This is a genomic window from Myxococcus sp. AM011, assembly GCF_013372595.1.
Lineage (GTDB): Bacteria > Myxococcota > Myxococcia > Myxococcales > Myxococcaceae > Myxococcus > Myxococcus eversor.
Genome location: NZ_JABXEM010000003.1, coordinates 91087 through 105720, shown reverse-complemented (window position 1 = coordinate 105720; position 14634 = coordinate 91087). Strand labels below are relative to the sequence as shown.

Below are 14634 nucleotides of genomic sequence, written 5' to 3'. Positions count from 1 at the left end.
CACCCAGACCGCGCGGCCCAGGACCTCCGCGGGCAGCACGCCACCCAGCAGCAGGCACAACGGCCCCACCAGCGAACTGACCCCGGTGCAGACCGCACCCGCCCCCACGCACAGCACGACGACGTCACGGATGCGTGACAGGTCCGCGTCCATGCGCAGCCGTCGCGTCAGCAGCGCGCCCAGCACCGTGGCCAGGGTGTTGCCCGTGGCTACGCCCAGCGCCACCGACAGCGGCACGCCCGTGGAAGCGGTCGCCAGGAAGGCCCCCAGGTAGATGCCCGGCCACAGCAGCGGACCGCGCAGCACCAGCGCCGCGAGCGCCACCCCGGTGGGCGGCCAGACGGGGCTGACATTTCCTCCCACGGTGGACATGGAGAGGCCCAGCCGAGCCACGGCGAGATACACGCCGGCCAGGACCAGCATCTCCAAGAGATGCCGTCCGCGAAGCGCGCGTGCGCTGGCTCGAAGCAGCCCGATGATGACCATCCCCCCGGAAGACCCGTCCGCCGACCCGACGGGTTCACAAAAGTGGAGTCCATGGTAGCGGGCCAGGCTCGGTATTGCACCTTCCCCCCGCCGCGCAGGGCAGGCAAGCGTCCAGGAGCCGATAGGTCGGAAACACCTCGCGCATGCAATGGCTTCGGGGGTGCCGCGTAGGGAAGGACAAGAGGAGGTACCCAGACGATGTCGCGTCCCGGAATCGCAGCCCTGTTGTCCTTTCTCATCCCCGGTGTGGGGCAGATCTACAACGGCGACATTCTGCGCGGTGTCTTCTGGCTCATCGTCACCCCGGGCTTCTGGATTGGCACCGGAGGGTGTCTGGGCTGGGTGTGCCACATCATCGCCGCCGCCACCGCGCACAACCGGGCGGAGGACAAAGAGAAATACCGCGTCACCGTCGTATAGCGACGGCACTCGCGGGGCGCGGGCCGGCTCTCAGGGGTAGTCGGCCCGCGCTTTTTTTCACCGCGCCGCTCAGCGCGAGAACAGCAGGATGAAGGTCGGAATCGCCGCGACGAGCAAGCCGACGACGAGCGCGAGCACCTGCTGGACGAAGAACAGGTCCTCCAGCCTCTCCACCAGGGAGACCTCCAGCCGGTCCACGGCCAGCGTCTCCAGCTCGCGCACCGCCGTCTCGGTGTCGGGCGCGGTGAGCACCGTGCGCAGGGCGACGGCGCCCAGGACGCGGTAGGACTGCTCCATGAGGAAGCGCTCCAGCCACTTCGTGCGCGACGGTGGCCCGGTGTCCTCCTCGGGAGGCTCGCGCAGCCGCTCCGCCACGGAGGACTCGATGGCGTGGATCAGCTCCTTGCGACCGAGCGGGCCCGTGCCCCTCAGGCGCTGGGCGACCTGGAGTGCCGCGGGCTTGAGCACGGCGTAGGCGTTCCCCATCCAGCCGCGCGCCTGAGCCTCCTCGGCGAGCCGGGAGCCGATGCCATTGAGCATCAGCGCATACCCTCCCCCCAGGGCCAGGGCGAAAGGTGTGAGCCCCAGGCTGAGGGCCTCCAGCCATCCGGGCGTCGGTGGCATGTCGAGCAGGCGCGGCACCAGGAGGAAGGTCCCCGCCAGGGCGAGCCCGAGGGTGCCGAAGAGGAAGAACCCCTTCACCGCGCCCCACAGCCCCGAGCCCACGAGCGCGGGCACCACGCCCACGAGCATCCGCAGGCTCGCGCGCGCCACGCCCTTCATGACGCGGCGATTGCTCGTGGGAGGGGCTTCAGCCAGCGCGTTCGGCTCGGGCACCGTCGACAACGGCCGAACGACATCCACACCGGGCACGGGGCCCTGGGTGCTCAAGTGATGAACCTCACGGCCCCATCGTAAGAGCCGCGAGCCGCCCGTGAAAGCCACCGCCCGTGTACGCGGAGCCAGGCCTGGGCGATGGGTCCAACGCGAAGCAGGGACACGCCCCTGCCCCACCCGAGAGGCCCGTCCCATCCGGCCACCCTCGCGGGCTAGCACTCAAGGGCGATGGACACGGCGACGGGCCTTCATCTCCTGGGTGAGCCGCCACGTGACGCCACCATCCGCCGAGAGGAAGCCCCTCCACGTGAAGGAGTCCTCGGCAATCGCGGTGAACATCCAGCGCAGCGCCTTGCCGTCCGGGTCCGGGCCCTCGATGTGGATTTCGTCGCCCACGGCCTTGCCGGTGAGCACGACGAGATACCCCGCGGTGGCCCCCAGCCAGATGACGCGCCACGTGCCCGTCTTCGGGTCGAAGTGGCGCAACGACGTGCCGATTCGACGCTCCCCCACGGCGGCGCTCAGCCCCTCCGGATTCGGATAGCTGAGCACGTCCTGGATGACGCGTCCGTCCAGCACCCAGGAGAAGGACCACTCTCCGGGCTGACGGAAGACCTCCTTCCCCGCCGCGTCGAAGAACGCGACGTCCATGTCCCAGGCGCCGACGAAGCGCCCGAACAACGCGAGCGACTCGGCGTGCGCGGGCACCGGCCCATCCGCGTGGAGCAACTCCAGGGCCCGCCGCGAGAGCGGGGATTGATGATGCGACATGATGCACGTCTCCCATTCGCGGCCCGAGGAAGCTCGAGCCGCGTCATGACTGGCGCTGCGTGGTTGAAGGGGGACTCCGAGCCGGCGGCTCAGCGCGACGTGACGGCGACGCGCTCCCATGCGGGCGGGTAGCGCGTCACCAGGCACAGCTCATCCGTCTCCAGCTCGGCGACGAAGCTCCCGCCCCGGCTCTCATAACGAAAGCGCGTGGGAGCAAGCCGCGTGTAGCGCTGCGGCAGGGTCAGCAGCGCCAGGTCCGGCATGCGCACCCACGCCGCCGTCACCTCGCTCGACGCGCCCACCGGCAGCGCCAGCCGACGCATGGGCAGCGTGTTCGTGGAGGGTGTGAAGCCCAGGTCCACGTCCATGCAGCCACGGAACCGTGGGACTTCCTCGTCGCCCTGCCACCACCGCTGCCGCGCGTCCACCCGCAGGACGAGCGACCGGGGCGCGCCACCGCCCCGCATCAGGATGCGCGCCTCCCTCGTCATCCACCGCGAATCACATTGGATGGTGTACTCCGCGAGGTAGGGCACCCCTTCCTCCGTCACCACCACGGAGCCCGCGAACTCCCAACCGCCATCGAGCTCCCGCAGCTCGGCGTACTCGCTCCCCGGCTGGTCCTGTCGCGTCCATTGCCACGCGCGCAGACACCGCCGCGCCGAGCCCGGGTCGGAGTTCACATCACGCTGGGGAGAGGTCATGAGGGTGCTCGCGGAAGAAAGAAGCGCGTCGGCGCTTCGCCACAATGGAGCGAACCCTAGGCAACACGAGCGGGGCCGTCTTACACATCCTTGCTCCCACTGTCCGAGAGCACACCCTCGTCTTGCTTGCCGAGTCCCGCGTCGCCGCGCCATCCTGACGGCATGCCGCGCCTGCATGCCTCGCTCCTGTTCAGCGCACCGGACCTCCAGCTCGCCCGAGTGACTTGCGACGGGCACGACGGCCCCCGGCCGAAGGAGGAAGGCGTGGAGAGCGAGCGCGTCATCCTCGCGCTCCACGGTCGCTTCCAGTTTCGCGATGCGCGGACGCGCGCCGTGGTGGCCCCGGGTGTCGGCCTGCGCATGCACCCGCGCCGGCCCTGCGAAATCCGCCATCCGCACGGAGGAGGCGACGCATGTCTCTCCGTGCGTGGCTCGTGGCTGAGCCAATGTCCCCAGGCGGAGGCGACGACGTTCCCGGTCAGCACCGAAGCGTACGTGCGACTCCAGTCCCTGCTGGCCCACGCGACACGGGGCGAGCCCGTGGACCGCGTCAAGCTGGAGGAGACCCTGGCCCTCGTCCTCTCCCCCACTGAGCGGCCTGACACCTCGGTGAGCCGACGCGAGCGCGATATCGCCGAGGCCATCGCCCACGAGGCGGCACTCCACTTCGACGCGCGAGCCTCCGTGGAGGTCCTGGCCCGGGGCGCCGGCGTGTCCGCCTTCCACGCGTGCCGCGTCTTCCGCAAGGTGATGGGCACCGGCATCCATCAGCACCTCCAGGAAGTGCGGCTGCGCCATGCGCTCGCGCTGCTCCTGGACACACACCTGCCCCTGGCCGAGGTGGCGCTGGAGGCGGGCTTCGCCAACCAGGGCCACCTGGGCAACGCCTTCCAGCGTCGCTACGGCAAGACACCGGGCGCCGTCAGGAAGACCCTGACGCACCCCGGAGCCTGAGACTCAAGGCCGCTTCGACTCAGAAGCGCGCCGAGCGCAGCGCCGCGAGCAGCTCGTCGGCCGTGGTGGCCACCGCGCGCGCGCCGTGCGCATGCAGCTCCTCCGCGTCCCGGAAGCCCCACGTCACGCCCACGCCGTACATGCCCGCCGCGCGCGCCGTCTCCATGTCCACGGCCGTGTCACCCACGAAGCCACACACGCCGGGGACGAGCTCCAGCTCCGCCGCCATCCCCAGCACCGCCGTCGGGTCCGGCTTGCGAGGCACCCCTGGCCGCTCGCCATACACCCGAGCGAAGGCCACGCCCGGCAACAGCCGCTCCACCAGCCGCTTCACGAAGCTGTCCGACTTGTTGCTCAGCACCCCCATCACCACCCGTTGCTCCGCCAGCGTCGCCAGCAGCGTGGGGATGCCGGGGTAGGACGCGGTCCGGTCGAAGAGGTGCTCGTCGTAGTACGCGCGATACGTCTCCAGCACCGGCGCGGCCAGGTCCTCACGGCCCGCGGGCACCGCCCTGCGCGCCAGCTCCCTCACCCCCTCACCGACGAAGCGGCGGTAGGCGGGCTCCTGGTGCGTGGGCAGGCCGTGGTGTGCCAGCGCGTGGTTCATCGCGTCCGCGATGTCCCCCAGCGAATCCACCAATGTCCCATCCAGGTCGAAGAAGACGGCACGAAGCTGCATGTGATGAGCTCTCCAGTGAAAACAAAAACGCCCCGGCCAACAGGGCCAGGGCGTTCAGGGCGTCGAGGCCCGCTCAGCCGTCCCTAGGGAGTGACGGCCGCCGTGGTGGCGTCGTCCGCTCCAGCGACGGTCAGCACCGCGAAGTTGATGTTGTTGTAGCCGGCCGTGGCGCAGCTGAACATCACCCGCTTGATGATGGCGTACTCCACATCCTTGTGAGCCTGGATGTTGATGTCGCCCTTGAACGTGTTGGCGTCGTCGTTCGCCATCGCGTGCAGGTCCTCGAACTGCTTCTTCATGTCCCGCAGCTTCTCTTCCAGCGCGGGGATGTTGAGGTACTCGTCCTTGGAGAAGTCCTCCACGCGACCGACGATGGTGCCGGACACGCTCACCTGCTCGCCGGACACCATGACGACCGGGTGCATCTCCACTTCCTGGATGTGGACTGCTTCCGGGAGCTGGATGTCCTTGGTCATCATCAGCACCTCGCCCGTCGCGGAGAAGTTCGCGATGAGGAAGAGCACGATGATGACGAACATGTCGACCAGCGGGGTGATGAGCAGGTCGGAGTAGCCGCTGCGCTTCGCGTGGGCGGCGCCGTGCCCGAACACCTTGGAGTGCTCGAGTCGCTTGCCGTACCGCTTGCCTGGAACCTTGATGGCCATGACTGGGTGTGGCTCCGTGCTCGGCTAGCCCATCGCCGCGGACACCGACACCTGGGGCAACCCAGAGCCGATGCACTCGTCGATGATGCGGACCAGGTCCTCGTAGCGGACCTTGTCTTCGGGCTGAAGGGTGATGGCTGTCTGGTCCGGAAGCTGCGCCTTCAACTCCTTGAAGCGCGCCACCAGCTTGGACAGGTCCGTCTTGCCCTTGCCGTCTTTGGTGAGGGGGATGGGGTCGAACGTGCTCTGGTCCGCCGAGAGCCGAAGCTCCGTCGGGGTGATGAGCAGGGTCAGCTGCACCGTCTTGGTCTCCGTCGGCGGCTGCTCCTCCTCCGTGGAGGGACCTCCCGCCTGGGAAACTTGAAGTCGGCCAATCTGGGTCCAGACCGCCGTCATGATGAGGAAGCTGATGGTCACTGCCATCAGGTCGATGAATGCGGTCAGGTTGATGGGAGCATCGAGCGACTTCTTGCCGCCTTTCCCACCACCTCCTGTGTCCATTCCGCCGGCCATGGCGTTGTCCTCCTAAGGCCCCGCGCGGTGAGGCGCGGCAAGAGACTGAAAGGGGCGCGCCGTTGTCCCCACGTCACGTGGGGACAGGACAGCGCGCCCGGGTTCCGGGTTCCCTGCGGGAGCCCGAATCAGTCGTCGTGGTGGTCCCGGGCGGCGGGGACGTTCAGGTTCTTGAACTTGTCCTTGTTCGCCACGATGAGGTTCAGCACGGAGACGCTGGTCTCGTTGATGTCGTTGATCAGCGACTGGGTGCGGCCCATCAGCACGGAGAAGGCGATGAGGCACGGAATGGCCGTCACCAGCCCGAAGCCCGTGCAGTTCATGGCTTCGGAAATACCGTTGGCGAGAATGGTCGCCTTGTCGGCCGGGTTCACGTTCGCCACGGCCTCGAAGCAGGAGATGAGACCCGACACGGTGCCGAGCAGACCGGCGAGCATCGCCGCGTTGCCGAGCATCGCCAGGTAGCCACTGCGGGCCTCCAGGCGGGGCGTCTCGCGCAGGGTGGCCTCGTCCAGCGCCGCCTGCACTTCGTCCTGGCCCTTGGGAACGTTCATCAGACCGGCCTTGATGACGCTCGTCAGCGGCGTCGCCTTCTGGCCCGCCACGTAGTTGATGGCCTTGTCCAGGTCACCGGCGTAGATGTGCTTCTTGAGTCCACGGAGGAAGGCTTCCTTGTTGATGGACGCCTTGCCGAACAGAACGATGGCCCGTTCGACCATGATGGAGAGGGCCACCACGAGACACGCGGCGATGGGATACATACCCCACTGACCGGCCTCCCAGCGCCTGGCGACCTCTTCGAAGAAGCCCCGCTCGGGACCACCAGCGTTCGCGAGCACGGCCAGATTCGTCAAAAACCCCAGGTTCATCGCGTCTTGCCTCCACGGCAGCTTGGCCCGGCGCTCCGGACCTTCCAGGACCTGTCGCCCCCCCGGGCGTGCGCCCCAGAGATGGGCGGCAGGTATGGATGTTGAAAACGGTGGTGCCGACTTTAGGAATGGCTGTCTGGGGTGTCAAGGCAGGGGTCCTGGCGTTAAGTGCTGAAATCTCACAGGAATTTTGCGCTGGAGTACCCCTTGCCAGCATGGACTCCAGGCAGCAGTGCGGGCGTTTCCGGGGGCTTCCCAACCCGGCCTGGTTGTGTCAGCGCGCGCTTCCGAGCCCAGGGAACGCATGCTAATGCCGGCGCATGGCGAGGAAGCGCATTGGCGAGCTGCTGCTGGAGCAGAGGGCGATCAGCGTCGCCCAGCTCGAGACGGGGCTCGCGGCCCACCGGAAGTCAGGGCAGCGGTTGGGGGCGACACTCATCGCCCAGGGAGCGATCACCGAGACGACGCTCGCGGGCGCGCTGAGTCAGGCGCTCGGGATGCCGCAGGTGGATCTCCCGGCGGTGACGCCGGAGTGGGCCGCGGTGCACATGCTGCGCCCGCGTTTCTGCGAGCAGCATGACCTGTTCCCCATCGCGTTGGAGAGCGTGGGCGGACGGCGTCAGCTCGTCGTCGCGATGAGTGATCCACTCAACCTTCCGGCGGTGGAGGAGATTGAGTTCACCACCGGACTCAAGGTGAGCGTGCGCGTGGCGGCGCTGTCCGCCGTGCGGGGCGCCATCCTGCGCTACTACCACAAGGTTCCCGTCACGCCGGCGGGTGGGGCGAGCGCGAAGCCCGCCGCTCCTACGGCCCGCGCGAGGCCCGCCGCCGTGCCCGCGAAGCCCGCGCCGCCGACCCAGCCTCCGCCGAGCGATGCGAGTGCTGACGATGATGAGGAGGACGAGGTCATCGTCGGCGAGGAGCTGCCCCCGGGTGAGACGACGCAGCGCACGTCGCTGGCGGAGCTGATCCGCACGCGCGAGGAGCAGCGCAAGCAGAAGCGCGAGCAGGCCACGGCGAAGCCGAAGCCCCCCTCGGGCGGCGGAGTGCTCGATGACCTGGACTATCTCTTCGGGCAGGCCCGCGAGGACCCGGACCGCGTCGAGGAGCTGGAGCGCAAGTTCTGGGCGCTGATGCGCATCATGGCGCGCAAGGGACTGCTCTCCAGCGAGGAGTTCCGCCGCGAGCTGGACGACGAGGGCGAGGACAAGGGGTGAGCCGTGCACTCCCGGCCGCCGGCATGAACCGGTGGCCTGGTCGTCCGCTGGCTTCCCGGGGTACCTGGACGCTCGGGCGCCTTCGCTGAAACCGACTTCGGGCCTCGCGCGTAAGGGAAGCAGAACCCCCGCGCGTCGGGCGTGTCCGGAGAGAGGCTCCAGCCCATGTCGTCCGTCATCGTCAGCTCACGCTCCGCCCGCTCCCGTTCCTGGAGCGCAACCAGACGTCTGTTGTTATCACTGCTCTTCGCGGTGCTCGCGGCGTGCACCCAGGCGAGCAGCGCCGCCGCGGCCGGAGGCGCGCTCGAAGCCGGGACGCGGCCCGCGGTGGGAGACTCCCGCCGCTACGAGAAGCCCTCGGACGCGGAGCTGCGCCGCACCCTCTCGCCCACGGCGTACGAGGTGACGCAGCGGGCGGCGACCGAGCCCCCGTTCCGCAACGCGTACTGGAACCAACACGAGGAGGGGCTCTACGTCGACGTCGTCACGGGCGAGCCGCTGTTCTCCTCCAAGGACAAGTTCGACTCCGGCACCGGCTGGCCCAGCTTCACGCGTCCGGTGGAGTCCTCGCACGTGGTGGAGAAGCGGGACGAAAGCCTGGGCATGACGCGCGTCGAGGTCCGCTCGAAGGCGGGTGATTCCCACCTGGGCCACCTGTTCGACGACGGGCCCCAGCCCACGGGGCAGCGCTACTGCATCAACTCCGCGTCGCTGCGCTTCGTCCCGGTGAACGACATGGAGAAGCAGGGGTACGGCGAGTGGTTGACGCTGTTCGGCCGCAAGCCCGCGAGCGCGACGCCCGCGAAGGTGGACGTGGGCAAGGCGCTGGCCGCGTCGGGTGTCACCGAGACGGCGCTGCTCGCGGGAGGCTGCTTCTGGGGCATGGAGGACCTGCTCCGCAAGATTCCGGGCGTGCTCCAGACAGACGTCGGCTACACGGGCGGCAATCTGGAGAAGCCCACGTATCAAGACGTGAGCGGTGGACGGACGGGGCACGCGGAGTCGGTGCGCGTCGTGTTCGACCCGAAGGTGCTGAGCTTCGCGACGCTGCTGGAGGACTGGTTCTTCCGCATGCACGACCCGACGACGCTCAACCGCCAGGGCAACGACGTGGGGACGCAGTATCGCTCCGCCATCTTCGTGCTGTCCGACGAGCAGCGCCGCGTCGCCGAGGAGGTGAAGGCGCGCGTCAACGCCTCCGGAAAGTGGAAGAAGCCCGTCGTCACCCAGGTCGTCCAGGCAGGCGAGTTCACCCCCGCCGAGGGCTATCACCAGGACTACCTCGTGAAGAATCCGGGCGGCTACACCTGCCATTACATGAGGGACTGAGAAACCCGGGCTTTATCCGGGTGATACAAGTCTCACCTCCCTGGGAAGGCGGGTGAGCAAGCCCTGGCGCGGGACGTCGAGCCTCGAAACCGGGGCGCGTCTCGCAGGGGTGAAGTGGACTCAAGGCGGGCGTGGGCGGTGTGCGGCTATGCTGCGCGGATGATCTGCCCAGTCTGCGCGCGGTTTCGCGACACGGCATCGGGGGGCGTATGTCTGGAGTGCGGCGCCACCCTCCTGCCCGTCACCGAGCCGCACTTCGATGCACTCGTCACGAAGACACTCTGGCGACGCATCCAGGATTGGCGCTCCGACGCGCTCCTCGATGAGGCGACGGCGCTCCGGCTCGAACAGTCCCTCAATGCGATAGCGGTGCCCGTCGAGGCTCCGTCCGTTGAGAGCGCGCGGGCCGTGGGCCATGACTCGCCTGAGGTCATCACGCAGCCGCTGGACTCCGCCGCGCGCGTGGAGGCCTGGGCGGATGGCGTCGCCGCTTCGGCGCGTCGTGGGGGAGGCTGGAGTCTCTTCGGTTGGGGCGCGGCGCTCGCGCGCTCACTGGAGGAGGCCGCGAAGGAGGAGCGTGAGCAGACGGCACACGCGCCCCGTGGCTCCCGACATGACCGGGACGCGGGCGAGGACGACCTCGGCTCCGCGCTGGGCTCGGGACAGTCGCTGTTCGCCCGGGATGCCTCGGGTGTGCTCGGTGGTGGACTGGAAGCGGTCGTCGCGCTCGACGCGCAGCCCGAGGCGAGCACGGCCCGGCTGAACGACTTCATCTGGTGGTTCCTCGGCGCGGTGCTGGTGCTCGGCGGCTCGCTCATGGGCGTCCGCGAGGCATGGAACGCGTTGGGCGGCGTTCCGCGCCAGCTCCTCGTAACGGGAGCCTTGTGGGGTTACCACGCGGGCTTCATCGGGCTCGGCGTGTTCCTGTCCCGCCGCTCGATGCCCGTGGGCCGCGTCCTGTCGGGCATCGGCCTGGCGCTGCTTCCCGTCGCGTTCGTCGCGCTGTCCTCACTGGTGGCGCTGTCACCGCTCTGGGGCCTTCCCGTCGCGCTGGGGCTCACCGCGTTGGGGATGGTGCCGCTGAAGTCCGCGGGCAGGCTGCTGCACGGGACGCCCGCGACGGCGCTCGGGTTGGCGCTGTTCCCGTCGCTGCTCGCGGGCCTGCCGCTGATGGGGCTGGATGAGGCGCCGTGGCTGCGCGTGCTCTGCGCCTTCGCGGGTGTGGTGGCGCTGGGGGCCACGTTGTGGCGCTCGCGCAAGGAGACGTCCGCGAACGTGCTGCTCGTCGGGGCGAGCGCGGCGCTGTATGGAGCGCTGTGGCTCGCGGTCTTCGCCGTGTCGAGCGGGCCCTCGGGGTTCGATGATTTGGAGCCGGGCGGTGCGCTGTTCGCGGGGATGACGCTCTGGGCGCAGGCCATCGCCACGGTCCTCGCGGTGGCGGCGACCACGCACTCCGCACGCGAGACGCTTCCTCGGACGAGCGCGGTGCTGGAGACCGTGGCGCACGCGGTGCTCGCGGCCGGTGCGCTCGCGGGAGCCATCACCGCGTTCTCGGTGGGGACAAATGGAGACCTCCAGGTCGATGGCGCGTCGGCGCTCGCGCCGGTGCTCGCCGCCGGAGTCTTCTTCCTGCTGGAGTCGCGACGCCGCGCCCTGGTGCACCCCGGGGCCATGGCCACGCTCCTCGCGGGAGCACTGCTCGCGCGGACGCTGTCGCCAGACGAGCAGGGCTGGTGGGTGTTCGGAGGCGCGGCGGCGGCCTCTCTGCTGATGCTCGCGGCGCGCGGAAGCGACTCGGGGATGCTGCGCATCCGGCTGCTGGCGTGGAGCATCGTCAGCGCGGTGGTGTCGATGCCGCTCGTCTCCTGGATGGAGGGCGACGCTTCTCCGTGGCCCCGAGTCTTCACGGGTCTGGCCTTCGCGGTGGCCGCGCACGTCTCTGGAGGCTGGCGCTTTCGAGGACTGCACTACGTGGGCGGAGCCGCCGCGCTCTTCGGCGCCCTGGCCTTCGTCGATGGGACTCCGTGGCTCTCGGGTGATTGGAGTCGCCTCGCGGTCTTCGCGCTCGTGAGCGGGCTGTACGGTGTCGCGGGGCTCGTGCAGGCCGCGTGGGCCAGGCCGGCCTCGCCCCAGGACGCGCTGTTGCCCCTGGATGACCTGTCCCTGGTGATGGCCTCGGCGGGCGTGTTCCTGGCCATCGGCGTCGCGCCCGTGCCGCCAGAGCTGCTCACGTCCATCGCAGTCGCGTTGCCGGGTGGTGTCCTTGTCGCGCTTCCCACTGCGCTGGTGTCGCTGGCGTTGTTGTTGAGGACGCGCAGGGACAGCACTCGCCTCGTGAGCCTCATCGCGGCCACGGGCGTGGCGCTCGTCGTGTCCCAGGTGCTGGGCACCGTCTCAGACTTCTCGTCGGCGCGTTCAGCGCTGGGCTCGGCGGCCGTGGCGTTCGGCTTCGCGCTCTTCGCGACACTGCGCCCGCGTCCTCCCGTCGTCGACCCGGCCGCGGCCCCTGTCCCGCCGCGCGGCCTCTGGGGTCGGGGGGTGTTCGCCCTCTTCCGGTTGCCGCTCGGGGCACGTGGGCTGTCGCTCTACACGGACGGCTTCGCCACGGCCGCGCTGGTGCAGGCCCTCATCGCGACACTCACGCTGGTCCAGTGGCTCCCCTTCCCCACCGATGCCGAGCGAGGCATGTGCCTGCTCGCGGGCGGACTGCTCGTCCTGACCGCGCTCCTGACGTTCCTGACGCGCGGCTTCGTGGACTGGGAGCTCCGGGGCTCGGTGGTGACGCTCGCGGCCATGGGCGGGTTCATCGCGCTGACGGCGGTCATCAATCGCGCGGGCCGTCCCCTCCCGCCGGACGTCGTGGCGATGCGGCTTCCGCTCATCGGCGTCGCGCTCTGGGGTGTCGCGCTGGCGACGAGGCGCTTCGGCCCGTGGCTGGCGAAGTGGCTGGAGCGCCCCAGTCATGGCCCGCTGTACCACGCGGTGCCTCACGTGGGCGTGGCGGCGCTGGCGCTCGTGCTCCTGAAGGGCGCGGTCCTGGTCGGCCTGCCGTCTCCGTCACACGCGCTGGGAATCACCCCTCCGCTGCTGGTGCTGGGCGCTGCGGTACTGGTGCTGCTACTCGCCGCTTCGTTCCGCGCGGTGCCGCTGGCGAGCCTCGGGTTGTACCTGGGGCTGCCCGGCGCGGCGCTCTGGGCCGCGAGGCAGTCGCTGTTCGGCCCTTCGCTCGTCTCGCTGGCGCCGCCGGATGGCCAGTGGGTGCGCGTGGGCGCCGAGGGCTATCACTGGCTCTCGGAAGCGGCGTGGCTCGCGCCCGGCGACACCGTGTTCCTCCTGTGGCAGCGGGCCTTCGCGGGCATCGCCGCCGCGGGGCTCGTCTATGCCGTGGCCTCGGTCCGGGGTCTGCCCGAGCAGTTCCGGCACCTGTTGCACCGTCGCTCCATCACGGCGGTGTGGATTGTGGGGCTCGCGGCGCTCTTCCAGCCCGGACTCACGGCGGCGGGCCTCGTCTGCGCGACGGGCGTGGCGCTGTTCGTCGGTGGAGCCCGGGCACAGGGGCGCGGCGTGCTGGGCGCGAGCATCCTCCTGTTGGTGCACGCGTTGGCGCACCAGGTGGACATCCTGGAGGCATGGCCGGGCCCCGTGCTCGCGATGGTGGGACTCGCGGTGGTGACAGTGGGCCCGTGGATTGCGAACAAGCGCGGCCTGTCCGAGGGCGCGACGCGCGTCCGCATCCAGCAGGCGATGGCCGTCTATCTCATCGTGGCCACGGTGTACGCGCTGGCGGTGAACGGCAACACGTCGTCGACGCTCGCGGCGCTCAACCTGCTCGCGGAGATGCTCACCGGACTGGGCGGCAACTGGATGGTGTCGCCGGCCTTCCCGGTGACGCTGGTGCTCATCGCGGCCTCGTTGCTGGTGGCGGCGTTCCGGTGGAAGGGCACGTTCGCCTCGCTCATGGCGTCGGCGGGCACCTGGGTGGCGGGCAGCGCGGTGCTGGCCTCGTTCATGGCCGGGTTCACGATTCGCGCGAGCCTCACGGGCCCCTGGCTGCGCTATGGGGACCTCTTCATCGTCCATGGCGCGGTGCTGGCCCTGGCGTCCGCGGGGGCCGTGGTGGCCCTGCAGACCGCGCAGCGGTGGACTCGCGCGCGGCGGGCGGACATCGCGGTGGGGATGACGTGGGGGCGGGATGCGTGGCTCGTGGCGACGGGAGTGATGCTCGCCGCGCTGGCCGTGAGCGGCAATGCGCCCCAGGAGTCGTTGACGACGGCCATCGCGGCCATCGGCCTGGCGGTGCTGGTGGCGCTGCACTGCGCCTGGGTGGAGCACACGGGGCGGCACGTGTACTTCGTGCAGCTCGCGGTGGTGGGCGTCTACGCGCTGGTGCGCGGCCTGTATGCGCCCGGCCTGCGGGCCGAGCATGACGCCCTCTTCGCGCTGGCGCTGGGCTTCACGCTCGTCGGCGTGACGGTGATGGCGCGTCGAGCGGGAGTGCGTCCGGTGGAGGCGGCGACCCGACGCTTCGCGGCGCTGTTGCCCATCGGCATGGCGCTCGTGTTGCCGGGCGAGGCGACGCAGGAGGCGGCGTTGCTCGCGGGTGGCTCCGGACTCCTGTACGCGGCGCTGGGGGCGGTGGAGCGGAGCCGGATGTTCGGCGCCTTCGCGGCGGCGGCGTGCAACCTGGCGCTGCTCATCGCCGCGCTGGCCTTCGGATTGGAAGGGCTGGAAATCTACCTGGCGCCGCTGGGCCTGCTGCTGTTGATGCTGGGGCAGCTCTTCACGGAGAGCCTGCCGCACGCGGCTCGCAACACGGTGCGAATCCTCGGAGGCATGCTGCTGTACGTGCCCGCCGCGGCGAAGCTGGCGATGCGGGTGGGCGAGTCACCAGACGGCACGTATGCGCTCATCTTCGGCGGCGTCTGCCTGCTGGGTGTCGCGCTGGGGATGGCGCTGCAGATTCGCGCGTACCTCGCGCTGGGTACGCTGTTCCTCACACTGGACGTGGTGGCCAACCTGCTCGACGCGGGCCTGAGGGACCACCGCATCGGCTTCCTGGTGATGACGCTCACCGGACTCACCGTCATCGGCGGCCGTGTCCTGACGACGCTGAAGCGCCAGGAGTGGGACCTGCTCGTGCGAAGGGTGCGCGTGCAGCTCCGGGGCTGGGACTGAACTGACGCCTCGCCG

Annotated in this window: 12 protein-coding genes and 1 pseudogene; 5 read left to right on the top strand and 8 right to left on the bottom strand. The window is 69.8% G+C overall.

Going from position 1 to position 14634, the window contains the following annotated elements; translation table 11 throughout:
• On the bottom strand, positions 1–423 hold a 423-nt coding region (locus tag HUW62_RS01580), incomplete at its 3' end, for an MASE1 domain-containing protein (protein WP_255203166.1).
• 261 nt (positions 424–684) lie between these two features.
• Here HUW62_RS01580 and HUW62_RS01575 point away from each other — a divergent pair.
• Positions 685–906 carry a hypothetical protein gene (locus tag HUW62_RS01575; RefSeq protein WP_176433350.1) on the top strand — a complete coding sequence of 74 codons (222 nt, stop codon included), beginning with the start codon at positions 685–687 and terminating at the stop codon, positions 904–906.
• A gap of 69 nt (positions 907–975) precedes the next feature.
• On the opposite strand, the gene HUW62_RS01570 is transcribed toward HUW62_RS01575, so the two are convergent.
• The 3 genes from HUW62_RS01570 to HUW62_RS01560 form a co-directional block, all read right to left on the bottom strand.
• Positions 976–1797, bottom strand: coding sequence for a hypothetical protein (locus HUW62_RS01570; RefSeq protein WP_255203160.1), 822 nt, complete (start codon positions 1795–1797; stop codon positions 976–978).
• A gap of 165 nt (positions 1798–1962) precedes the next feature.
• Complete coding sequence (locus HUW62_RS01565; protein ID WP_163864256.1) at positions 1963–2514, bottom strand: hypothetical protein; 552 nt, start codon at positions 2512–2514, stop codon at positions 1963–1965.
• Positions 2515–2603: 89 nt separating this feature from the next.
• Positions 2604–3218 carry a putative glycolipid-binding domain-containing protein gene (locus HUW62_RS01560; RefSeq protein ID WP_163864257.1) on the bottom strand — a complete coding sequence of 205 codons (615 nt, stop codon included), beginning with the start codon at positions 3216–3218 and terminating at the stop codon, positions 2604–2606.
• 162 nt (positions 3219–3380) lie between these two features.
• On the opposite strand from HUW62_RS01560, the gene HUW62_RS01555 reads away from it, so the two are divergent.
• Positions 3381–4172, top strand: a complete 792-nt coding sequence (locus HUW62_RS01555; protein WP_176433349.1) for a helix-turn-helix transcriptional regulator — start codon at positions 3381–3383, stop codon at positions 4170–4172.
• Positions 4173–4191: 19 nt separating this feature from the next.
• On the opposite strand, the gene HUW62_RS01550 is transcribed toward HUW62_RS01555, so the two are convergent.
• The 4 genes from HUW62_RS01550 to HUW62_RS01535 form a co-directional block, all read right to left on the bottom strand.
• Positions 4192–4851: an HAD family hydrolase gene (locus HUW62_RS01550; RefSeq protein WP_176433348.1), complete on the bottom strand. Its 660-nt coding sequence runs from the start codon at positions 4849–4851 to the stop codon at positions 4192–4194.
• 83 nt (positions 4852–4934) lie between these two features.
• A complete protein-coding gene (locus HUW62_RS01545; RefSeq protein ID WP_163864260.1) occupies positions 4935–5516 on the bottom strand; it encodes a biopolymer transporter ExbD in 582 nt (193 codons plus the stop codon).
• Positions 5517–5540: 24 nt separating this feature from the next.
• Positions 5541–6029, bottom strand: a complete 489-nt coding sequence (locus HUW62_RS01540) for a biopolymer transporter ExbD (protein WP_163864261.1) — start codon at positions 6027–6029, stop codon at positions 5541–5543.
• A 128-nt stretch (positions 6030–6157) separates the two neighbouring features.
• Complete coding sequence (locus HUW62_RS01535) at positions 6158–6898, bottom strand: MotA/TolQ/ExbB proton channel family protein (RefSeq protein ID WP_163864262.1); 741 nt, start codon at positions 6896–6898, stop codon at positions 6158–6160.
• A 320-nt stretch (positions 6899–7218) separates the two neighbouring features.
• Between HUW62_RS01535 and HUW62_RS01530 the strand changes: the two genes are divergently transcribed.
• The 3 genes and pseudogenes from HUW62_RS01530 to HUW62_RS01520 all read left to right on the top strand — a co-directional run bounded on the left by HUW62_RS01530 (position 7219) and on the right by HUW62_RS01520 (position 14619).
• On the top strand, positions 7219–8115 hold the full coding sequence (locus HUW62_RS01530) for a general secretion pathway protein GspE (protein WP_176433347.1): 897 nt from the start codon (positions 7219–7221) through the stop codon (positions 8113–8115).
• Between the two features lie 339 nt (positions 8116–8454).
• Positions 8455–9444 (top strand): annotated as a pseudogene (locus HUW62_RS01525) (bifunctional methionine sulfoxide reductase B/A protein); the annotation flags it as partial.
• A 159-nt stretch (positions 9445–9603) separates the two neighbouring features.
• Positions 9604–14619, top strand: coding sequence for a hypothetical protein (locus HUW62_RS01520; protein WP_176433345.1), 5016 nt, complete (start codon positions 9604–9606; stop codon positions 14617–14619).
• Positions 14620–14634 lie beyond the last annotated feature (15 nt).

What these genes read in the sequence shown, in the direction of transcription:
- HUW62_RS01540 (WP_163864261.1), bottom strand. Translation starts at nt 6,029, where the DNA reads ATGGCCGGCGGAATGGACACAGGAGGTGGTGGGAAAGGCGGCAAGAAG.
- HUW62_RS01555 (WP_176433349.1), top strand. Translation starts at nt 3,381, where the DNA reads ATGCCGCGCCTGCATGCCTCGCTCCTGTTCAGCGCACCGGACCTCCAG.
- HUW62_RS01520 (WP_176433345.1), top strand. Translation starts at nt 9,604, where the DNA reads ATGATCTGCCCAGTCTGCGCGCGGTTTCGCGACACGGCATCGGGGGGC.
- HUW62_RS01530 (WP_176433347.1), top strand. Translation starts at nt 7,219, where the DNA reads ATGGCGAGGAAGCGCATTGGCGAGCTGCTGCTGGAGCAGAGGGCGATC.
- HUW62_RS01560 (WP_163864257.1), bottom strand. Translation starts at nt 3,218, where the DNA reads ATGACCTCTCCCCAGCGTGATGTGAACTCCGACCCGGGCTCGGCGCGG.
- HUW62_RS01545 (WP_163864260.1), bottom strand. Translation starts at nt 5,516, where the DNA reads ATGGCCATCAAGGTTCCAGGCAAGCGGTACGGCAAGCGACTCGAGCAC.
- HUW62_RS01575 (WP_176433350.1), top strand. Translation starts at nt 685, where the DNA reads ATGTCGCGTCCCGGAATCGCAGCCCTGTTGTCCTTTCTCATCCCCGGT.
- HUW62_RS01550 (WP_176433348.1), bottom strand. Translation starts at nt 4,851, where the DNA reads ATGCAGCTTCGTGCCGTCTTCTTCGACCTGGATGGGACATTGGTGGAT.
- HUW62_RS01565 (WP_163864256.1), bottom strand. Translation starts at nt 2,514, where the DNA reads ATGTCGCATCATCAATCCCCGCTCTCGCGGCGGGCCCTGGAGTTGCTC.
- HUW62_RS01535 (WP_163864262.1), bottom strand. Translation starts at nt 6,898, where the DNA reads ATGAACCTGGGGTTTTTGACGAATCTGGCCGTGCTCGCGAACGCTGGT.